Source organism: Scandinavium sp., assembly GCF_032012665.1.
GTDB lineage: Bacteria > Pseudomonadota > Gammaproteobacteria > Enterobacterales > Enterobacteriaceae > Scandinavium.
In genome coordinates this window covers 70,052-90,715 of record NZ_DALZVG010000005.1, presented here as the reverse complement: position 1 = coordinate 90,715, position 20,664 = coordinate 70,052, and the positions used below count along the sequence as shown (strand labels likewise).

General features: G+C 56.0%; 17 protein-coding genes. 8 read left to right on the top strand and 9 right to left on the bottom strand.

All coding sequences use genetic code 11. The features are described from left to right. Positions 1-40 precede the first annotated feature (40 nt). Complete coding sequence (djlA, locus tag RTU33_RS06440) at positions 41-859, bottom strand: co-chaperone DjlA (protein WP_312626097.1); 819 nt, start codon at positions 857-859, stop codon at positions 41-43. 261 nt (positions 860-1,120) lie between these two features. On the opposite strand from djlA, the gene lptD reads away from it, so the two are divergent. Genes lptD through apaH form a run of 6 tightly spaced genes read left to right on the top strand, consistent with a single transcriptional unit; the run spans position 1,121 to position 7,854 of the window. Beyond that, positions 1,121-3,472, top strand: a complete 2,352-nt coding sequence (gene lptD / locus RTU33_RS06435; protein ID WP_312626272.1) for an LPS assembly protein LptD — start codon at positions 1,121-1,123, stop codon at positions 3,470-3,472. 54 nt (positions 3,473-3,526) lie between these two features. Next, entirely contained in the window at positions 3,527-4,813 is a 1,287-nt protein-coding gene (surA, locus tag RTU33_RS06430) for a peptidylprolyl isomerase SurA (protein ID WP_312626095.1), read from the top strand. Further along, on the top strand, positions 4,813-5,802 hold the full coding sequence (pdxA, locus tag RTU33_RS06425) for a 4-hydroxythreonine-4-phosphate dehydrogenase PdxA (protein WP_312626093.1): 990 nt from the start codon (positions 4,813-4,815) through the stop codon (positions 5,800-5,802). Before surA ends, pdxA begins: the two co-directional genes overlap by 1 nt. Then, positions 5,799-6,620: a 16S rRNA (adenine(1518)-N(6)/adenine(1519)-N(6))-dimethyltransferase RsmA gene (gene rsmA / locus RTU33_RS06420; protein WP_312626091.1), complete on the top strand. Its 822-nt coding sequence runs from the start codon at positions 5,799-5,801 to the stop codon at positions 6,618-6,620. The genes pdxA and rsmA overlap by 4 nt, the downstream gene beginning before the upstream one ends. 3 nt (positions 6,621-6,623) lie before the next feature. Beyond that, positions 6,624-7,001 carry a Co2+/Mg2+ efflux protein ApaG gene (gene apaG, locus RTU33_RS06415; protein WP_312626090.1) on the top strand — a complete coding sequence of 126 codons (378 nt, stop codon included), beginning with the start codon at positions 6,624-6,626 and terminating at the stop codon, positions 6,999-7,001. Positions 7,002-7,005: 4 nt separating this feature from the next. Continuing rightward, entirely contained in the window at positions 7,006-7,854 is an 849-nt protein-coding gene (gene apaH / locus RTU33_RS06410; RefSeq protein ID WP_312626089.1) for a bis(5'-nucleosyl)-tetraphosphatase (symmetrical) ApaH, read from the top strand. A gap of 114 nt (positions 7,855-7,968) precedes the next feature. Here the strand turns inward: apaH and folA are convergent, their stop codons facing one another. The 8 genes from folA to RTU33_RS06370 form a co-directional block, all read right to left on the bottom strand. Continuing rightward, entirely contained in the window at positions 7,969-8,448 is a 480-nt protein-coding gene (gene folA / locus RTU33_RS06405) for a type 3 dihydrofolate reductase (protein ID WP_312626087.1), read from the bottom strand. A gap of 113 nt (positions 8,449-8,561) precedes the next feature. Beyond that, entirely contained in the window at positions 8,562-10,427 is a 1,866-nt protein-coding gene (kefC, locus tag RTU33_RS06400; protein ID WP_312626085.1) for a glutathione-regulated potassium-efflux system protein KefC, read from the bottom strand. After that, complete coding sequence (kefF, locus tag RTU33_RS06395) at positions 10,420-10,950, bottom strand: glutathione-regulated potassium-efflux system oxidoreductase KefF (RefSeq protein ID WP_312626083.1); 531 nt, start codon at positions 10,948-10,950, stop codon at positions 10,420-10,422. The genes kefC and kefF overlap by 8 nt, the downstream gene beginning before the upstream one ends. A 104-nt stretch (positions 10,951-11,054) precedes the next feature. Then, positions 11,055-11,288, bottom strand: coding sequence for a YgdI/YgdR family lipoprotein (locus RTU33_RS06390; RefSeq protein WP_312626082.1), 234 nt, complete (start codon positions 11,286-11,288; stop codon positions 11,055-11,057). Between the two features lie 194 nt (positions 11,289-11,482). Beyond that, positions 11,483-14,707 (bottom strand): carbamoyl-phosphate synthase large subunit, encoded by a 3,225-nt coding sequence (gene carB, locus RTU33_RS06385; RefSeq protein ID WP_312626081.1) that lies wholly within the window; start codon positions 14,705-14,707, stop codon positions 11,483-11,485. A gap of 18 nt (positions 14,708-14,725) precedes the next feature. Further along, positions 14,726-15,874, bottom strand: coding sequence for a glutamine-hydrolyzing carbamoyl-phosphate synthase small subunit (gene carA / locus RTU33_RS06380; RefSeq protein ID WP_312626080.1), 1,149 nt, complete (start codon positions 15,872-15,874; stop codon positions 14,726-14,728). A 455-nt stretch (positions 15,875-16,329) separates the two neighbouring features. Further along, positions 16,330-17,151 carry a 4-hydroxy-tetrahydrodipicolinate reductase gene (dapB, locus tag RTU33_RS06375; RefSeq protein WP_312626078.1) on the bottom strand — a complete coding sequence of 274 codons (822 nt, stop codon included), beginning with the start codon at positions 17,149-17,151 and terminating at the stop codon, positions 16,330-16,332. A 132-nt stretch (positions 17,152-17,283) separates the two neighbouring features. Continuing rightward, entirely contained in the window at positions 17,284-18,291 is a 1,008-nt protein-coding gene (locus RTU33_RS06370) for a LacI family DNA-binding transcriptional regulator (RefSeq protein WP_312626076.1), read from the bottom strand. 187 nt (positions 18,292-18,478) lie between these two features. On the opposite strand from RTU33_RS06370, the gene RTU33_RS06365 reads away from it, so the two are divergent. Together RTU33_RS06365 and RTU33_RS06360 are read left to right on the top strand one after the other, a co-directional pair. Continuing rightward, positions 18,479-20,224, top strand: coding sequence for a class I mannose-6-phosphate isomerase (locus RTU33_RS06365; protein ID WP_312626074.1), 1,746 nt, complete (start codon positions 18,479-18,481; stop codon positions 20,222-20,224). Positions 20,225-20,227: 3 nt separating this feature from the next. Continuing rightward, positions 20,228-20,656, top strand: coding sequence for a PTS fructose transporter subunit IIA (locus RTU33_RS06360; RefSeq protein WP_312626072.1), 429 nt, complete (start codon positions 20,228-20,230; stop codon positions 20,654-20,656). Positions 20,657-20,664 lie beyond the last annotated feature (8 nt).

Sequence of the window (20,664 nt, the reverse complement as noted above, 5' to 3'; positions counted from 1 at the left end):
CCGGATAAGGCGCCAGCCGCATCCGGCAATTCATAGCACTTTATTTAAAACCTTTCTGATCTTTCACCAGCTCGTACGCACGCTGGATCTCCTGCGCTTTCTGCTTCGCCATTTCCATCATTTCTGGCGGCAAGCCTTTCGCAACCAGCTTATCCGGGTGATGTTCGCTCATCAGCTTGCGGTACGCACGTTTGATGGTTGTGGCATCGTCAGTGGGCTTTACGCCCAGTACGTTGCAGGCATCTTCCAGGGTCGGGCCTCGCTGTGACTGTTGCCAGCCACCGCCTGAACGTGACTGCTGCTGATAGCCGCCACCAAACTGCGCACCGCCCTGCATCATGCGTAAAAACTGATCGAACTGCGCGCGGGAGATGCCCAGCTCGTCGGCAATAACGAACAGCACTTCGCGCTCGTTCGGGTGCAGAGAGCCATCGGCAAACGCGGCCTGAATCTGAATTTCCAGAAACATCCGAATCAAATCAAAGCGGCCAAAGCAGACGCCGCGGAACTGGCGCATTTTCTCGCGCAGCGGGTAGTTATCTGCTTTACCGACGCGAAACGCCTGCTGCGCTGCAGTGCGGGAAGCACCATGCAGATTCATTCTGTCCATTAAAACGCTGGCGACCTGAATGTCCGCCTCGGTCACGCGCCCTTTGGATTTAGTCAGGTGTCCCATCACCTCAAAGGTGGTGGCAAAAAACAGCGACTGACGCTCCTGCTGACCCGCAAAAAAGTTGAGTCTTCGGCTTCGCGCCTTGTCAAACATGTGGCCAATCAGCAGGCCAAGCACCGCGCCCCAGAATCCACCGCCCATCATGAGCGCCACGGCCACACCAATCACTTTACCCCAATACTGCATAGACTCCCCGGATAGTCATTATCATCATGTCGCAGGTAATGGCTTGCGCCTTGATAAAAGGCGATTTTCACAGCACTCACCTGATGGTCAGTGCAGGACATAACCTATAATTTGCTTTATCATACTCGCCATTCTACACAGTGCCTAACGCCACTGGCTCGAAGCGGCAGGATTAACACTGGCGCGTTAACGATGAGTACGTTAGTCTCTGACCGTTTGCAAGCCGCGAAGCCACAGATGACGGAACAACAAATACAACGTATGAAAAAACGTATTCCCACCCTTCTGGCTACCCTGATCGCCAGCGCCCTGTACAGTCAGCAGAGCGCCGCCGCCGACCTCGCATCACAGTGTATGCTAGGGGTACCAAGCTATAACCGTCCGCTGGTTCAGGGGGATACTAATAGCCTGCCTGTCACCATCAACGCCGATCACGCCAAAGGGAATTACCCTGATGATGCCGTATTTACCGGCAATGTCGATATTAATCAGGCAAACAGCCGACTGCAGGCGGATGAGGTGCAGCTGCATCAGAAACAGGCACCGGGTCAGGCCGATCCTGTGCGAACTGTCGATGCTCTGGGTAATGTACACTATGACGACAACCAGGTGATCCTGAAAGGTCCTAAAGCCTGGTCAAACCTGAATACCAAAGACACTAACGTCTGGCAGGGCGACTACCAGATGGTAGGGCGTCAGGGCCGCGGTACCGCCGACGTGATGAAACAGCGTGGCGAAAATCGCTATACCATTCTGGATAACGGCACTTTCACCTCTTGCCTGCCGGGTTCAAATACCTGGAGCGTAGTGGGTAGCGAAGTTATCCATGACCGCGAAGAGCAGGTTGCTGAAATCTGGAACGCCCGCTTTAAAATTGGCCCGGTGCCGGTGTTCTACAGCCCTTACCTGCAGCTGCCGGTCGGTGACAAGCGTCGTTCAGGCTTCCTGATCCCGAATGCCAGGTACAGCAGCAACAACGGCTTTGAGTTCTATCTGCCGTACTACTGGAACATTGCGCCAAACTTCGATGCCACGATTACTCCGCACTATATGGACAAACGCGGCGGCGTCATGTGGGAAAACGAATTCCGTTATCTGACCCAGGCGGGCGCAGGCCTGTTTGAGTTTGATTATCTGAATAAAGACAAGGTCTACGAAGACGACTATCCCTCTGAAGATAACAGCCGTCGCTGGCTCTTCTACTGGAAACACTCGGGTGTAATGGACCAGGTCTGGCGATTCAATGCCGATTACACCAAAGTCAGCGATCCGCATTACTTCAATGACTTCGACTCCAAATACGGCTCCAGCACCGATGGCTATGCGACGCAGAAATTCAGCGTGGGTTACGCCGTAGAGAACTTTAACGCCACGGTTTCGAGCAAGCAGTTCCAGGTCTTCGATACGCAGAACAGCAACTCCTATGCGGCGCAACCGCAGCTGGACGTTAACTTCTATCAGAACGATGTCGGTCCATTTGACACCCGTATTTATGGCCAGGCGGTGCATTTTAAAAACACCAACGACAACATGCCGGAAGCCACGCGTGTCCACCTCGAGCCCACCATCGACCTGCCGCTGTCTAACGACTGGGGAAGCATCGATACCGAGGCCAAGCTTCTGGCCACGCACTATCAGCAGGACGATGTCGACTGGTATAACACCCGATATCGGACAGACCTGAAAGAGAACGTCAACCGCGTGCTGCCGCAGTTCAAAGTTGACGGCAAGATGGTCTTTGAACGCGATATGGACTGGTCTCAGGGCTATATCCAGACCCTGGAACCACGAGCCCAGTACCTCTATGTACCGTACAAAGATCAAAGCAACATTATGCAGTACGACTCCACGCTGCTGCAGTCGGACTACAGCGGTCTGTTCCGCGACCGCTCTTACAGCGGCCTCGATCGTATTGCCTCAGCAAACCAGGTAACGACTGGCGTGACAACCCGCGTTTATGATCAAAATGCCGTTGAACGTTTTAACGCATCCGTGGGTCAAATCTACTACTTCACGCCGTCCCGTACGGGTGATGAAAGCGATGACTGGTCTTCAAGCGATCAAAAAGGCTCGCTGGTATGGGCAGGTGATACCTACTGGCGCATGACCGATCGGTGGGGCCTGCGCGGCGGTATTCAGTACGATACTCGTCTGGATAACGTCGCTACCGGTAACGGTACGATTGAATACCGCCGTGATGAAAACCGTCTGGTTCAGCTGAACTACCGCTATGCAAGCCCGGAGTATATTAAGGCGACATTGCCGTCGAGTTACTCCACTGCGGCTCAGTATAAAGACGGGATTTCTCAGATTGGGACGACGGCAAGCTGGCCAATCGTCGACAGATGGTCAGTGGTGGGTGCGTATTACTACGACACCAACGTCAACAAGCCAGCGGATCAGATGTTGGCCGTGCAGTATAACTCCTGCTGCTACGCCATCCGCCTCGGCTATGAGCGCAAGCTCAACGGTTGGGATAACCAGAACGTGCAAGGGAAATACGACAACGTCATTGGCTTCAATATTGAACTGCGCGGCCTGAGTTCGAACTATGGCCTGGGCACTCAGCAGATGTTGCGTACGCCAATCATGCCGTATCAAAGCTCTTTGTAACGCCACAATTTAGAAACGTAATCCGCCTTTGCGGTTAATTGAAATGGAAAGAGTATGAAGAACTGGAAAACGCTGCTTCTCGGTATCGCCATGGTTGCGAATACCAGTTTCGCTGCCCCACAGGTTGTCGATAAGGTAGCAGCCGTCGTAAATAACGGCGTCGTACTGGAAAGCGACGTCGACAATATGATGCAGTCTGTGAAAGGCGGTGCCGGTCAGGCCGGACAGCAGCTGCCGGACGATGCTACGCTCCGTCACCAGATCCTGGAACGTCTGATCATGGATCAGATTGTCCTGCAGATGGGGCAAAAAATGGGCGTCAAAATCTCTGACGACCAGCTCGACCAGGCGATTGCCAACATCGCAAAACAGAACAACATGACCATGGATCAGATGCGCAGCCGTCTGGCCTATGACGGTATGAACTACAACACCTACCGCGCCCAGATCCGTAAAGAGATGATTATCTCTGAGGTGCGTAACAATGAAGTTCGCCGTCGTATCACCGTTCTGCCGCAGGAAGTGGACGCTCTGGCTTCCCAGATTGGCAACCAGAACGACGCCAGCACTGAACTGAACCTGAGCCATATCCTGATCCCGCTGCCGGAAAATCCAACGTCCGATCAGGTGAACGAAGCAGAAAGCCAGGCACGTTCTATTGTTGAACAGGCCAAAGGCGGCGCTGACTTCGGCAAGCTCGCCATCACTTATTCCGCAGACCAGCAGGCGCTGAAAGGCGGCCAGATGGGCTGGGGTCGCATTCAGGAACTGCCATCGATCTTCGCTCAGGCGTTAAGCACCGCGAAGAAAGGAGACGTGATTGGCCCAATCCGCTCCGGCGTCGGCTTCCACATCATCAAGGTGAACGATCTGCGCGGCCAGAGCCAGAGCATTTCCGTGACCGAAGTGCACTCTCGCCACATCCTGCTGAAGCCGTCACCTATCATGACGGACGATCAGGCTCGTGCGAAGCTTGAGCAGGTTGCTGCAGACATCAAGAGCGGCAAAACCACCTTTGATAAAGCCGCGAAAGAGCTCTCACAGGATCCGGGTTCTGCCAACCAGGGCGGTGACTTAGGCTGGGGCACGCCAGACATGTACGATCCGGCCTTCCGTGATGCGCTGATGAAACTCAGCAAAGGCGAAATGAGCGCCCCGGTTCACTCCTCCTTCGGCTGGCATCTCATTCAGCTACTGGATACCCGCAACGTGGACCGTACCGACGCAGCGCAGAAAGATCGCGCTTACCGCATGCTGATGAACCGTAAGTTTGCCGAAGAAGCGGCCACCTGGATGCAGGAACAACGCGCCAGCGCTTACGTTAAAATTCTGAGCAACTAATGACGCAACACCAACGTGTGGTTATCACTCCCGGCGAACCCGCCGGGATTGGCCCCGACCTCGTGGTACAGCTGGCCCAGCTTGACTGGCCCGTTGAGCTGGTGGTGTGTGCCGATGAAACGCTTTTGACAGACCGGGCAGCAATGCTCGGTTTGCCTTTAACGCTCCTGCCCTATCGTGCCCACTGCGCACCAGTGCCGCAAAAAGCCGGTACGCTCACCCTGCTTTCCGTCCCGCTCCATGCCTCCGTGACGCCCGGTACGCTGAATGTGAAAAACGGTGCTTACGTCGTGGAAACGCTGGCTCGCGCCTGCGACGGTGCGACGAACGGCGAGTTTGCGGCGCTCATCACTGGCCCTGTGCAGAAAAGTATTATCAACGATGCCGGGATCCCGTTTATCGGGCATACCGAATTCTTTGAAGAGCGTTCAGGCACGCAAAAAGTGGTGATGATGCTGGCGACCGAGGAGCTTCGCGTTGCGCTGGCGACCACTCACCTGCCGCTGAAAGCCATCAGCGAGGCCATCACGGCCGATCTGTTGCGTGAGGTAATCGCCATTCTCCACGACGATCTGCAAACCAAGTTTGGCATTAAAACGCCACACATTCTGGTCTGCGGGCTGAACCCTCACGCGGGTGAAGGCGGCCACATGGGCATGGAAGAGATCGACACGATTATTCCGGTGCTCGATGAAATGCGCGCCAGAGGCATGAATCTGAGCGGGCCGCTGCCTGCTGACACCCTTTTCCAGCCTAAATATCTCGACCATGCAGACGCGGTGCTTGCGATGTACCACGATCAGGGCCTGCCCGTGCTAAAATACCAGGGTTTCGGCCGCGCAGTGAATATTACGCTCGGTTTACCTTTTATCCGTACGTCCGTTGACCACGGCACCGCGCTTGAACTGGCGGGCCAGGGGAAAGCGAACGTCGGCAGTTTTATTACGGCGCTTAATCTCGCCATCAAAATGATTGTTAACTCTCAATGAATAATCGAGTCCATCAGGGCCACTTAGCCCGTAAACGCTTCGGGCAAAACTTCCTCAACGATCAGTTTGTGATCGACAGCATTGTTTCGGCCATCAACCCACAGAAGGGTCAGGCGATGGTTGAAATCGGCCCCGGCCTTGCTGCGCTGACCGAACCGGTTGGCGAGCGCCTGGACAAACTGACCGTTATCGAGCTTGACCGCGATCTGGCTGCTCGTCTGCAAACGCACCCGTTCCTCGGGCCAAAGCTCACTATTTTTCAGCAGGATGCGATGACCATGAACTTCGGCGATCTGTCGAAGGAGATGGGTCAGCCGCTGCGCGTATTCGGCAACCTGCCGTACAACATTTCTACCCCGCTGATGTTCCACCTGTTTAGCTATACTGATGCCATCGCCGACATGCACTTCATGCTGCAAAAAGAGGTGGTTAACCGTCTGGTTGCAGGGCCAAACAGTAAGGCGTATGGTCGATTAAGCGTGATGGCACAGTACTACTGCAACATCATACCCGTGCTGGAAGTACCGCCAACCGCTTTTACGCCACCGCCTAAAGTGGATTCTGCCGTGGTGCGTCTGGTGCCACACGCCATGCTGCCGCATCCGGTGAAAGAGGTTCGGGTGTTAAGCCGAATCACCACCGAAGCATTCAACCAGCGTCGTAAAACCATTCGTAACAGCCTCGGCAATATCTTCTCCGTAGAGGTACTGACCGAGCTTGGCGTTGACCCGGCGATGCGTGCAGAAAACATCTCTGTCGCCCAGTACTGCCGCATGGCGAACTGGCTGTCAGACAATGCGCCCCCAAAGGAGAGCTAAACCATGATCAATTCGCCCCGCGTTTGTGTCCAGGTCCAGAGCGTTTACATTGAGGCGCAGTCCTCACCGGAAGATGAGCGCTATGTGTTTGCCTATACGGTCACGATCCGCAACCTGGGGCGAGGATCGGTGCAGCTGCTTGGCCGCTACTGGTTGATTACCAATGGCCACGGCCGGGAAACCGAAGTGCAGGGAGAAGGCGTCGTGGGCGTGCAACCGCACATCGCGCCTGGCAACGAATATCAGTACACCAGCGGTGCCGTGCTGGAAACGCCACTCGGCACCATGCAGGGTCACTATGAAATGATCGACGCAGAGGGCAACCCTTTCAGCATCGATATTCCCGTTTTCCGTCTGGCCGTGCCAGCCCTCATCCATTGATACAATGAGCACATACCTTATTGGCGACGTTCACGGCTGCTACGATGAACTGATCGCGTTATTAAAGCAGGTGAACTTTCAGCCCGGTCAGGACGAACTCTGGCTGACGGGCGATCTCGTTGCACGCGGCCCGGCATCGCTTGACGTTCTGCGTTATGTGAAGTCGCTCGGCGAGAGCGTGCGCCTGGTACTCGGCAATCATGACCTGCATCTGCTGGCAGTATTCGCCGGGATAAGCCGTAATAAGCCGAAAGACAGATTAACCCCGCTGCTGGAAGCACCGGATGCCGACGAGCTGCTGAACTGGCTGCGCCGCCAGCCGCTGCTGCAGGTAGATAAAGAGAAAAAGCTGGTAATGGCCCATGCCGGGATCACGCCCCAGTGGGATCTGGAAACCGCAGAGCTGTGCGCCCGCGATGTTGAAGCGGTGCTGTGCAGTGACTCTTATCCTTTCTTCCTCGATGCCATGTACGGTGATTTACCCAACCACTGGTCGCCAGAACTCTCCGGCCTGGCGCGTCTGCGCTTCATCACCAACGCTTTCACGCGCATGCGCTACTGCTTCCCGAACGGTCAGCTCGACATGTACACCAAAGAGTCGCCGGAAAACGCGCCTGCACCGCTGAAGCCGTGGTTCGCCATTCCGGGTCCGGTCACAGACGAGTACAGCGTGATTTTCGGCCACTGGGCATCGCTTGAAGGTAAGGGTACGCCGGAAGGGGTTTACGCGCTGGATACGGGCTGCTGCTGGGGTGGAGAACTGACGTGCCTGCGTTGGGAAGATAAGCAATATTTTGTGCAGCCGTCTAATCGCCATCTGGATTTAGGTGAAGACGAGGCTGTTGCTTCTTAATCGACTTGCCTGATGGCGCTGATTGCCAGGTGGCGGCTGATGCCTTACCTGGCCTACAAATCAGGCCTACAAAAAAGTAGCCCCGGTAAGCATCGCACCACCGGGGAAGACACCTTAACGCCTGTCTAAAATCTCAAAGCAGTAGCTATGTGAATTCTGCTCGTCTGCATCGTGAAACTCGCTGAACGTGGATTCCCAGTCGTCCGGATCGTAATCCGGGAAGTGAGTATCCCCTTCCACTTCCGCATCAATGTGCGTCAGATACAGTCGCTGCGCTTTCGGCAGGAACTGTTCGTACACGCGACCACCGCCGATCACCATGATCTCTTCGGCATCGCCGCAGGCCGCGATGGCTTCATCCACCGATTTGACCCACGTCACGCGATCGTCCGTACCTGCCTGACTGCTGATCACGATGTTTTTACGGCCTGGCAGCGGGCGACCAATGGATTCCCAGGTCAGACGCCCCATCACCACGGGTTTGTTTAACGTTGTACGCTTGAACCAGGCGAGATCGGCAGGAATGTCCCAGGGCATGGCGTTTTCCATGCCGATAACGCGATCCACCGCTAACGCCGCAATCAGACTGATCATTGAAAATTTCCCGGATGCAAAAATTGCCGCCACTATACGGAAAGCATAATCTTTCGTCGACTGGCGGCTGAGTAAAGAAGAGGAAATATTTTCCCCTTCTTTCTAAGTGCCCGTTAAACCGAAGGTTTCGTCTCCGGCTCGTCTGCCGGGTTGCCGGTATGTTTACCTTCTTCTGTTCCCTGCCAGCCGTGGCGCTGGATAATCGCCATATTGCTACGGTCTTCGTTGATGATATCGGTCAGCATCGCGCTGGTGCGTTTGAACGCCGCCGCGAACGACGCATCATCCTCTTCCGCCATATCCACCATCTCTTCAACCATGCGCACGTTAAAACGACGGAAAACATCCGCACGCTCACGCGCTTCATAGGCACCGAGCCCCAGCGCTTCCAGCGCCATGCGGCCTGACTTGAGTGCACCTTCGAACGTTTCACGCTCCGGTGCCTCAATGCCCGCCTGCCTCAGCTGAATATAGTGATCGATATCGCGGGCGCGGGCGATAATCCGCAGATGCGGGAAGTGCTCTTTCGCAAGCGTCGTCAGCTCGAGGTTCGATTTGGGATCGTCAATTGCGTTGATCAGCACTTCTGCTCGCGCAGCACCGGCTGACTCCAGCATATCGACCCGCGTGGCATCACCGTAAAACACCTTCATATCGAATTTACGCAGCGTATCGACATGATCCGGATCGTGATCGAGGATGACCATTTTAACGCCGCTGGAAAGCAGCATTCTCCCGGCTATCTGCCCAAAACGACCAAAGCCTGCAATGATGACGCGCGGCTGCTCCTCATCGATCTCATCGGCTTCACGCTCCTGACCACTGGCGGATTGTTCAAGGCGGGACAGCACCACCAGCAGGATCGGCGTTGATGCCATTGACAGCGCGACGGCAAGCGTCAGCGCCTTAGCCCATTCGGGATCCAGCACGTTGGCCATCTGCGCTGCGCCAAAGACCACAAACGCAAACTCACTTCCCTGCCCTAACAGCACGGCAAACCAGCGCCGCTGCGCTTTTGGCACGCCCAGAGGTCGGGCAATGAGCCACAGCATCACGGCTTTGATAATAAGGAAGCCCGCCAGCAGAATCAGAATCCGCAGCGGATGCGTAACCAGCGTCCCGAAGTCGATTGACATCCCTACGCCGATAAAGAACAGCCCCAGCAGCAGACCTTTGAACGGCTCGATATCGCTTTCCAGCGCATGACGATATTCGGAGCTTGCCAGCAGCACGCCCGCCAGGAATGCGCCCATCGCCATGGATAAACCGACTTCTTCCAGCAGCAGACCAAAGCCGAAGACCAGAAACAGCGCCACTGCGCTGAAGACCTCGCGCAGGCCGGAACGGGCGACAAAACGCAGCACCGGACGGGTGACATAGCGCCCAAGCAGAATAACCAGCACCAGCGCACCCGCCACTTTGAGCGCTGAAAGGCCAAAGGCAGCAAGCGTTGTTGAGGCCCCGCTTGTCGCCAGCAGTGGGATCATCGCTACCAGCGGAATCGCCGCAATATCCTGGAACAGCAGTACCGCAAAAGCGCTGCGCCCGAGCTGAGAAACCGTCAGATTACGCTCATTCATAGCCTGCATGGCAATCGCCGTTGAGGAAAGCGCCAGCGTCATACCGATAAGCTCCGCAACTTTCCAGTCGAGGCCAAGCAGCATGCAAAACACGCCAATAAGCGCGCCGCAGGCGACCATCTGTAATGCTCCACCGCCAAACACCGACGCGCGAAGCTTCCACAAGCGCTGTGGATCGAGCTCGAGACCAATGACGAACAGCATCAGCACCACGCCAATTTCGGCGAAGTGCAAAATAGACTCGGCATCCGTGACCAGACGTAAGCCCCACGGCCCGATAATGCAGCCAGCGATCAGATAACCGAGTACCGATCCCAGCCCCAGGCGCACCGCAATGGGCACGATTAATGCCGCCGAGCCGAGATAAATCAGCGCCTGAATGAGCGTATGACTATCCATGATGCACCTCCTGCCATTCCATCAGCCGTTGTTTATAGTGACGCGCCTGCGCAGCGAGGGTTTCATCATCGCAGATAAAGGTGCAGTGCATGGCGAACGGGGGGAGCCAGTTCAGACCGCAATAGATCGCAGTGGCCTGCAAAGGCTGGGCAAGAATGTCAAAACCCGGAAAGCTGCCAACGGCAAAGTGATTTTCCCCTCCGCCGGTGGTCACCGCCCACATCAGGCTTTTACCCTGCAGCGCCGTGCCGCCGTGCCCGTAGGCCCAGCCGTGAGAAAGGACTTTATCGATCCAGAGTTTGAGGAGCGGCGGCACGCTGTACCACTGCATTGGGTGCTGCCAGATAACCAGGTCGGCGCGGGAAAGTGCCTCCTGCTCAGCGGCAACGTCGATGTTAAAATCGGGATAGAGGTGATAAAGAGAACGGATTTCTACGCCGTCTACTTCCCTTGCCTGCTCAAGCATCCGCTTATTCGCATGCGAGTGCTGCGGATAAGGATGTGCATAAATAATCAAAATCATCTGTTAGCCTGTTTTGTCTTACTTTGTGTTATCAGCAAAGTGTAGACAGTTGAGCCCCAGGCTAACAGTGAAGATTCGTGCCGTTACCGGTCAAGAAAACTGAATCAGTTATCTAATTCACCCATCGATTGCACCTGATCGCGGTTAATCTGTTCGGTTTTACCGGTTTCGGCGTTCTTATAGGAAACCAGACCGGTGTCTTTATCTACCTCAGGCTTGCCATCGGTAACAATCGTTTTACCGTCGGTGGTTTTCACCGCCTGGTTGGAGGAACAGCCCGCGACGGTAAGTAAAGTGGCAGCGGCAAACAGTGAAGTAATCAGAAGGTTATTACGCATGGTGCTCTCCCGTGCTGTGTATTATTGATTCTCTCGCTAACCATTTTAGGCTAACTGACTGAACACAGATGGAAAACCAGAAGTTTCTTAAGATGAAGTGCGGGAGTGGCGGCATTTTGTCATGCCCGGCAAACAGAACGCCGCCGGGCAATATAGCCGGGTGGCGGCGACGCCTGACCCGGCCTGCTGCGAGATTACTTGTTAATCTGCGCGTGCATTTCCTGCACCGAAATCACCTTCTCGGTGGCGTCCGCGTTCAGCGCCATGGCCGTCGCGAAGCCGCCGTTCAGGGTGGTGTCGTAATGCACTTTATACTGCAGCGCACTGCGGCGAATCAGCTTGGAATCTTCAATCGCCTGGCGGCCTGCGGTGGTGTTGATGATGTAGGTGTACTCGCCATTCTTGATACGGTCCTGAATGTGCGGACGGCCTTCATGCACCTTGTTCACCAGGCGTGGGTTAATGCCTGCTTCACCCAGCACCACGGCGGTGCCGTGGGTAGCATCCAGCTCGAAGCCCTGCTTGAGCAGCTTCGCCGCCAGGTCCACCACGCGCTCTTTGTCACCTTCACGCACGGAGAGCAGCGCACGGCCCTGCTTCTTCATGGTGGAGTTGCTGCCGAGCTGCGCTTTGGCAAAGGCTTCCGCGAAGGTACGACCAACGCCCATCACTTCCCCGGTAGAGCGCATTTCTGGTCCTAACAGCGGGTCGACGCCCGGGAACTTGTTGAACGGCAGCACAACTTCTTTCACCGAGTAGTACGGCGGGATGATTTCTTCAGTGTGGCCCTGCTGCTTCAGCGACTGGCCGACCATCACGCGCGCCGCCACTTTCGCCAGAGGCAGGCCGGTGGCTTTGGAGACGAACGGCACGGTACGCGCTGCACGCGGGTTCACTTCAATCAGGTAGACTTCGTTGTCTTTCACCGCGAACTGCACGTTCATCAGGCCGCGAACCTGCAGCTCGAAGGCCAGCTTCTGCACCTGCTCGCGCATCACGTCCTGAATCTCTTTGCTCAGGGTGTAGGCTGGCAGAGAACACGCGGAGTCACCGGAGTGAACGCCCGCCTGTTCGATATGCTCCATGATGCCGCCAATCAGCACGCTTTCGCCATCGCAGATGGCGTCAACGTCCACTTCCACCGCATCGTCCAGGAAGCGGTCCAGCAGTACTGGCGCATCGTTAGACACGCTGACCGCGGTCTGGAAGTAGCGGCGCAGGTCGGCTTCGTCATAAACGATTTCCATCGCGCGGCCGCCGAGTACGTAGGAAGGACGCACCACCAGCGGATAGCCGATGTCTTTCGCCTTCTCGACCGCCATGTCGATGGTGGTGACGGTGGCGTTCGCAGGCTGCTTCAGCTTCAGGCGGTCAACCGCCTGCTGGAAGCGCTCGCGGTCTTCTGCACGGTCGATAGCGTCCGGGCTGGTGCCGATAATCGGTACGCCCGCCGCTTCCAGCGCGCGCGCCAGCTTCAGCGGAGTCTGGCCGCCGTACTGCACGATAACGCCCTTTGGCTTCTCGATGCGCACGATTTCCAGCACGTCTTCAAAGGTCACTGGCTCGAAGTACAGGCGGTCAGAGGTGTCGTAGTCGGTGGAGACGGTTTCCGGGTTACAGTTGACCATGATGGTCTCATAACCATCTTCACGCAGCGCCAGCGACGCATGTACGCAGCAGTAGTCAAACTCAATACCCTGACCGATACGGTTCGGGCCGCCGCCGAGGACCATGATTTTGTCACGGTCGGTAGACGGGTTCGCTTCGCACTCTTCTTCGTACGTGGAGTACATGTACGCGGTATCGGTAGAGAATTCTGCCGCACAGGTATCCACGCGCTTGTAAACCGGGTGCAGATTGTACTGGTCGCGCAGCTTGCGCACTTCGGACTCGCGTACGCCGGCCAGTTTTGCCAGACGCGCGTCGGCAAAGCCTTTACGCTTCAGGGCGCGCAGGAAATCAGCGTCGAGGCCGGTGATGCCGACTTCTGCCACTTTCTCTTCCAGACGCACCAGCTCTTCAATCTGTACCAGGAACCAGCGGTCAACGTTGGTCAGGTTAAAGACGCCGTCTACGGACAGGCCCGCACGGAACGCATCGGCGATGTACCAGATACGCTCGGCACCGGCGTCTTTCAGCTCGCGACGGATTTTGGTCAGCGCTTCAGGATCGTCCAGGCTCACTTTCGGGTCGAAGCCTGTTGCTCCCACTTCCAGACCGCGCAGCGCTTTCTGTAAGGACTCCTGCTGGGTACGGCCAATCGCCATCACTTCACCGACGGATTTCATCTGCGTCGTCAGGCGGTCGTTCGCGCCCACAAACTTCTCGAAGTTGAAGCGAGGGATTTTGGTCACAACGTAGTCGATGGACGGCTCGAAGGACGCCGGTGTACGCCCGCCGGTGATGTCGTTCATCAATTCGTCGAGGGTGTAACCTACCGCCAGTTTCGCCGCCACTTTGGCAATCGGGAAGCCGGTCGCTTTCGAAGCCAGCGCGGAAGAACGAGACACGCGCGGGTTCATTTCGATAACAATCAGGCGACCGTTTTTCGGGTTCACGGAGAACTGGACGTTGGAGCCGCCGGTTTCCACGCCGATTTCACGCAGCACCGCCATCGAGGCGTTACGCATGATTTGATATTCTTTGTCGGTCAGCGTCTGGGCAGGGGCAACGGTAATGGAGTCGCCGGTGTGGATGCCCATGGCGTCGAAGTTTTCGATGGAGCAGACGATGATGCAGTTGTCGTTTTTATCACGCACCACTTCCATCTCGTACTCTTTCCAGCCGATCAGCGATTCATCAATCAGCAGTTCGTTGGTTGGAGAAAGATCCAGGCCACGGGCGCAGATCTCTTCGAACTCTTCGCGGTTGTAGGCGATGCCGCCGCCGGTGCCGCCCATGGTGAAGGACGGACGGATGATGCATGGATAGCCTACGTCGGCAGCAACGGCCAGCGCTTCTTCCATCGTATGCGCGATACCGGAACGGGCGGTATCCAGGCCGATTTTCTTCATCGCCACGTCGAAGCGACGGCGGTCTTCCGCTTTATCAATCGCGTCGGCGGTAGCGCCAATCATTGTCACACCGAACTCTTCCAGCACGCCCTGACGCTCCAGCTCCAGCGCGCAGTTCAGCGCAGTCTGGCCGCCCATGGTCGGCAGGACCGCGTCCGGACGCTCTTTTTCGATGATTTTGCGCACCACTTCCCAGTGAATCGGCTCGATGTAGGTCGCATCGGCCATTTCCGGGTCGGTCATGATGGTTGCCGGGTTGGAGTTCACCAGAATGACGCGGTAGCCCTCTTCACGCAGCGCTTTACACGCCTGGGCACCGGAGTAGTCGAACTCACAGGCCTGGCCGATAACAATCGGGCCAGCGCCGAGGATCAGGATGCTTTTTATATCTGTACGTTTTGGCATGGTCTTCTCGGCTCCTGATTATTTAGCGGTCTTACGGTATTGCTCGATAAGTTCGATAAAGTGGTCGAACAGCGGCGCGGCATCGTGCGGGCCAGGGCTCGCTTCAGGGTGCCCCTGGAAACTGAACGCCGGTTTGTCGGTACGGTGGATGCCCTGAAGAGTGCCGTCGAACAGCGACTTATGCGTCACGCGCAGCGTGGCAGGCATTGATGCTTCGTCAACCGCAAAACCGTGGTTCTGCGCGGTGATCATCACCGTGTTGTTGTCGATGTCTTTCACCGGATGGTTGCCGCCGTGGTGGCCGAACTTCATCTTGATGGTTTTGGCTCCGCTCGCCAGCGCCAGCAGCTGATGGCCGAGGCAGATACCAAATACCGGAATATCGGTTTCGAGGAATTTCTCAATCGCGGTAATCGCGTAGTCGCACGGTGCCGGGTCGCCCGGGCCGTTGGAAAGGAAGATGCCGTCCGGGTTCATCGCCAGCACGTCTTCGGCCGGGGTTTTCGCCGGAACAACGGTCAGCCGGCAGCCGCGGTCTACCAGCATGCGCAGGATGTTGCGCTTTGCGCCGTAGTCATAGGCCACTACGTGGAACGGTAGCTCTTCTTCTTTCTTCGCTTCCGGTAGTTCACCCGCGAGCGTCCAGCTGCCCTGAGTCCAGCTGTAGGATTCCGCGGTGGTGACTTCTTTTGCCAGATCCATGCCGTTCAGGCCAGGGAAGGCTTTAGCCTTCTCCAGCGCCAGCTGAGCATCCAGGTTATCGCCCGCGATAATGCAGCCGTTCTGGGCGCCTTTTTCGCGCAGTAAACGGGTCAGCTTGCGGGTATCGATATCGGCAATCGCCACGATATTGTGACGCTTCAGGTAAGTCGAGAGGTCTTCAGTACTGCGGTAGTTGCTGGCAATCAGCGGCAGGTCGCGAATGATGAGGCCCTGAGCATGTACCTGGGAAGATTCTTCATCAGCGGCGTTGGTGCCGACATTACCGATATGGGGATAAGTGAGAGTGACGATTTGGCGGGAATAGGAAGGATCAGTGAGGATTTCTTGATAACCGGTCATTGAAGTATTGAAAACGACTTCCCCAACCGCCGAACCCGTTGCCCCTATGGCCCGACCGTGAAACTGGGTTCCGTCTTCCAGAACCAAAAGCGCTGACTTAATCAAAACATCCTCCAGAGAATATTCACTCAGTTTATCTGCATATTAATTCACTCAATACGATGAATCAATGCAAATCTGCTGCCCGCGAATTTCGTGCAAACGGCGGCATTCTGGAGATTAACGAGGAGAAAGTCAACGTAAAGACGGGTATTTTTTATGTTATTTCACGCCACTGGTGAATACGTCGCTGTAAGACAGGCAAAAAGATCATCTAACAACCTTTCAGGAAACGCTTGCGCGCCAGGATAAGTGTAAAAATGAGGAGAGGGAAGTAAAAAAGTGGACCAGATGGTCAAAATTTACATTTACTCAACACATAATGAGATGATCACTTTATATTTTACCCTCTTAGAAATGAAAAACGATCCAAACAGATAAAATAAAAGGGCAATAAATTATTGCCCTCTGCAATCAACCAATTACGATTGCCACAACCACATCACGATGGGGTAAAACCTTTACAATCTGTTCAAATCTAGCACATCACGCATATCAAAAAGGCCATTACGTTTTTCTTTAAGCCACAAGGCCGATCTTACTGCCCCATTGGCAAAGGTCATGCGACTTGATGCTTTATGCGTGATTTCTATTCTTTCACCGATATCAGCGAACATCGCGGTATGTTCACCGACGATATCGCCTGCACGTACGGTAGCAAAACCAATTGTGCCCGGCACGCGTTCTCCTGTGTGGCCTTCACGACTGTATACGGCACACTCTTTCAGATCTTTATCGAGCGCATGGGCAATCGCCTCGCCCATCGCCAGCGCAGTGCCGGAGGGGGCATCGACTTTATGACGGTGGTGCGCTTCAATAATTTCGATATCGGTGTAGTCGCCCATCACCTTCGCTGCCTTTTCCAGCAGCTTGAGCATGACGTTAACGCCGACGCTAAAGTTAGCCGCGAACACAATCGCAATGCTTTCTGAAGCGTCACGAATCGCCTGTTTACCCGCTTCGTCAAAACCGGTGGTGCCAATCACCATGCCTTTGCCGTGTTCGCGACAAAACGCCAGATGATGCAGGGTCCCTTCCGGGCGGGTAAAATCGATAAAGACGTCGAAATCATCCTTCACCGCGTCCAGGCTGCATTGCACCTTCACGCCTGTTACACCCATTCCCGCCAGTTCACCGGCATCTGCGCCCAGCAGAGAAGAGCCTTCACGTTCTAACGCCGCCCCGAGCTTTACGCCTTCCAGCTGCGCGGCGGCCTGAATCAGTTGCCGTCCCATACGGCCGCCCGCGCCGGCAATGGCGACGCGGATGTGTCCATCATGCATATCTATTCTCTTCGTTAATACAATGTAAATCGTTTTCAGAGTAACCAGCGCCTGAACACCCTGCCACCCAAAAGCGTCGATAATTAGAATTTAACGTGAAACCACGATGAATATCAGTAAAAAGCATGGCGCTTAGCGAAAACCGCAGGAGCCCCGCACGACCAGCGTCGGCGGCAGGATCACCCGCTTCGGCGGTTCGTCGTTGCCCTGAATGCGGCTGAACAACAGCTCCCCCGCCTTGCGGCCAATCTCTTTTGCCGCCACCGATACCGTAGTCAGAGCCGGTTGCACCAGCGCAGCCTCGGTAATATCGTCAAAACCCACCAGCGCAAAATCACGCCCTGGTTCGCGCCCCGATTTGCGTAAAGCCTGCATAACGCCCAGCGCGACAATATCCTGATAGCATACGGCGGCGGTAATTTCCGGATAATGGCTTAAAAGCGCTTCCGCAACCCGCGCACCGTCGCTCTGGCTCGCCTGAGAAGTGACAATCCACTCCGGCCTTGGCGAAACACCGCTTTCCAGCAGCTTGCTGGTAAAACCGCCAATACGCTGCGACCTTGTGCCGGAATTCTGACTGCCGCCGATAAAAGCGATGTTTTTGTGCCCGAGCTTCAGTAAATGCGTCGTCGCCATTTGCGTGCCAAGGAAGTTATCCGTGCCCACAAAATCAAAATCCGGATCGTCGAGCGGGCGCACCACCATAATGGCCGGAATATTGCGGCGCTTCAGGCCATCGAAAAAGGCCTGCGGCGTACCGCGCGCGGCACAGAGCACCATCCCGCAGGCGCTGTTGCGCATCAGCGAATCGACAAATTTCTGCTGCCGCTCCTCCGACTCTTCGCTGTTCGCCAGAAACAGCAGCATCTCGTGACGCTCCATTTCATGGCTCAGACCTGCGGTCATTTCACCGTAAAACGGGTTGGTGATGTCATGCAGCAGCAGGCCCACCTGGTTACTGCTGCGATTACGCAGATTCGCCGCAGTCTGGTTATAGACGTAGCCGGACTCATCCAGCGCTTTCAGCACTCTCTCCCGGGTCGCCTGCGAAATCCGCCCGCGGTTGCGCAGCACCATCGACACCGTTGCCGTAGACACTCCCGCCCGCTCGGCAACCAGGGCAAGCGTAATTGTTGTCATGGTTCCTCCTCTGTTCCGTACAGATTAATCGAATAACCTGATATTTGCATTACTCCCTGTGAGTTGCCTCACAGCCTGAATCACTAAACCCGGATTCTTGCTCCTTTTGCCGGGTTAATCGCGTTAACCACTCTTTTCTCTTTCGGTTAATCGATTAATCTTAATGGACGCATTCAGGGAGATAAACATGACCGTAACCACCTATGATAAATTCCCGGAAGTCCCGGTTCAGGGCTTCGACAGCCAGGCCTGGCAGGGCTGGCGGGATATTATTGCCACGCTGAAAACCCGACTGACGCAAAAGCCCAAAATCGTGCTGGTGATTGACTGCTACCCGGGCGTGCGCCTCGCGGAGATTGAGCGAGAAATGACATCGCTGGATCCTGCACTGCTCCTCAACGCTGAAAACGCGCGCCGTGATGAGCAGTCATTACATGAGCTGCTGGCCCGCAATCTGACCGACGATCGCGTGTTTGGCGTGCTCTCCTGTCATCAGCTTCCGGAATTTTTTGACTCTGCCCGTCTGGAAACCCTGCGCCGACAGGTCACCGATGTACAAGAAGGCCTGGTGATTGTTTACGGCCCCGGCGCTTCGCTGATACATCAGGGAGACGTGCTGATTTATGCCGATCTGCCGCGCTGGGAAATCCAGATGCGGATGCGCAGCGGCGAGCTTGGCAACTGGGGCGTCGAAAACCAACATGAAGATATTCTGCGCCGCTACAAGCGCGCCTTTTTCATCGAATGGCGGGTGTTCGATAAACACAAAACACCGCTGTTGAAACGTGCCGATTACCTGCTGGATACGACCCTTTCAGACGAGCCTGCGATGGTCAGCGGCGATGCGTTACGCGCAGGCCTGGCCCAAACCGCCGGACGTCCTTTCCGCGTAGTGCCGTTCTTCGACCCCGGCGTCTGGGGCGGCCAGTGGATGAAAAACCAGTTCGATCTCGATCCCTCGAAGCCTAACTACGCCTGGTGTTTTGACTGCGTGCCCGAGGAAAACAGCCTGTTGCTAAGGTTTGGCGACGTGCGGATCGAGATCCCTTCTCTCGACGTGGTTCTGCTGCACCCACGCGAACTGCTCGGTGAAAAAGTCCACGCCCGTTTTGGCGCAGAATTCCCGATTCGTTTCGATTTTCTCGACACCATCGGCGGCCAGAACCTCAGCTTCCAGGTCCATCCGCTGACCGAATACATTCAACAGCAGTTCGGCATGCACTACACCCAGGACGAGAGCTACTACATCCTGGAAGCCGAGCCGGACGCGGTCGTGTATCTCGGCACCAAAACGGGCACCGATCCCGTAGCCATGATTGACGATCTGCATCGCGCGGCGAACGGTGAAAAAGCCTTCGATGATGCGCGTTTCGTCAATCAGATCCCGGCCCGCAAGCACGATCACTTCCTGATCCCGGCGGGAACCGTCCACTGCTCCGGTTCCGGCACCATGGTGCTGGAGATCAGCGCCACGCCTTACATCTTTACCTTCAAGCTCTGGGACTGGGGCCGCCTCGGCCTCGACGGTTTGCCTCGCCCGGTGCATCTGGAGCATGGCGAACAGGTCATCGACTGGCAGCGGGACACAAAATGGGTCAATGAGCATCTGGTCAACCGCATTGAGCCACTGGCCGAAGGCGAAGGCTGGCGCGAAGAGCGCACCGGATTGCATGAACGGGAATTTATCGAGACGCGCCGCCACTGGTTTACCGCCCCGGTAACGCATCACACTCACGGTGGCGTCAACGTGCTGAATCTCGTGGAAGGTGCAGAAGCCCGCGTGGAAAGCCCAACGGGGGCTTTCGATCCGTTCGTGGTGCACTACGCCGAAACCTTTATCGTCCCCGCGTCCGTCGGGGAATACCGAATTTCACCATGGGGCAAAGGCGTCGGACAACAGCTTGCCACCGTCAAAGCCTGGGTCAGGGGGTAAAAGATGATTTCCGTGATTGTCGCTTCACATGGCCCGCTGGCCGGCGCCTTACTGGAAAGCGCGAAAATGGTGTACGGCGAACTGCCGTACGTTCACGGCGTCACGCTCGGTGAAACTGCCGGAATAGAAGGCTTCCGGCATGATTTTTCCCGCACGCTGGCATCGGCAAGCGAAGGTGCAGACGGCGTGCTGGTGCTGTGCGATATGCAAAGCGGCACGCCGTGGAACGTGGCCTGTGAATACGCGTTTTCACCTCAAACCATGCCGCCCGTGGCGGTGCTGGCAGGGGTGAACTTGCCAATGTTGCTGCAAACCGACGACGTCCGGGCGCTGCAAAACGTTCATGCCGCCGCGGCACTGCTGCTGGAGCTGACCCAGCCGACGCTGGTGATTGCCGCTCCGGCATCGGTTACTCAATCTGATGATTTTTAAGGAGTCCG

What these genes read in the sequence shown, in the direction of transcription:
- kefC (WP_312626085.1), bottom strand. Translation starts at nt 10,427, where the DNA reads ATGGATAGTCATACGCTCATTCAGGCGCTGATTTATCTCGGCTCGGCG.
- rsmA (WP_312626091.1), top strand. Translation starts at nt 5,799, where the DNA reads ATGAATAATCGAGTCCATCAGGGCCACTTAGCCCGTAAACGCTTCGGG.
- apaH (WP_312626089.1), top strand. Translation starts at nt 7,006, where the DNA reads ATGAGCACATACCTTATTGGCGACGTTCACGGCTGCTACGATGAACTG.
- RTU33_RS06390 (WP_312626082.1), bottom strand. Translation starts at nt 11,288, where the DNA reads ATGCGTAATAACCTTCTGATTACTTCACTGTTTGCCGCTGCCACTTTA.
- djlA (WP_312626097.1), bottom strand. Translation starts at nt 859, where the DNA reads ATGCAGTATTGGGGTAAAGTGATTGGTGTGGCCGTGGCGCTCATGATG.
- apaG (WP_312626090.1), top strand. Translation starts at nt 6,624, where the DNA reads ATGATCAATTCGCCCCGCGTTTGTGTCCAGGTCCAGAGCGTTTACATT.
- carB (WP_312626081.1), bottom strand. Translation starts at nt 14,707, where the DNA reads ATGCCAAAACGTACAGATATAAAAAGCATCCTGATCCTCGGCGCTGGC.
- surA (WP_312626095.1), top strand. Translation starts at nt 3,527, where the DNA reads ATGAAGAACTGGAAAACGCTGCTTCTCGGTATCGCCATGGTTGCGAAT.
- lptD (WP_312626272.1), top strand. Translation starts at nt 1,121, where the DNA reads ATGAAAAAACGTATTCCCACCCTTCTGGCTACCCTGATCGCCAGCGCC.
- pdxA (WP_312626093.1), top strand. Translation starts at nt 4,813, where the DNA reads ATGACGCAACACCAACGTGTGGTTATCACTCCCGGCGAACCCGCCGGG.
- kefF (WP_312626083.1), bottom strand. Translation starts at nt 10,950, where the DNA reads ATGATTTTGATTATTTATGCACATCCTTATCCGCAGCACTCGCATGCG.
- RTU33_RS06360 (WP_312626072.1), top strand. Translation starts at nt 20,228, where the DNA reads ATGATTTCCGTGATTGTCGCTTCACATGGCCCGCTGGCCGGCGCCTTA.
- RTU33_RS06370 (WP_312626076.1), bottom strand. Translation starts at nt 18,291, where the DNA reads ATGACAACAATTACGCTTGCCCTGGTTGCCGAGCGGGCGGGAGTGTCT.
- RTU33_RS06365 (WP_312626074.1), top strand. Translation starts at nt 18,479, where the DNA reads ATGACCGTAACCACCTATGATAAATTCCCGGAAGTCCCGGTTCAGGGC.
- dapB (WP_312626078.1), bottom strand. Translation starts at nt 17,151, where the DNA reads ATGCATGATGGACACATCCGCGTCGCCATTGCCGGCGCGGGCGGCCGT.
- folA (WP_312626087.1), bottom strand. Translation starts at nt 8,448, where the DNA reads ATGATCAGTCTGATTGCGGCGTTAGCGGTGGATCGCGTTATCGGCATG.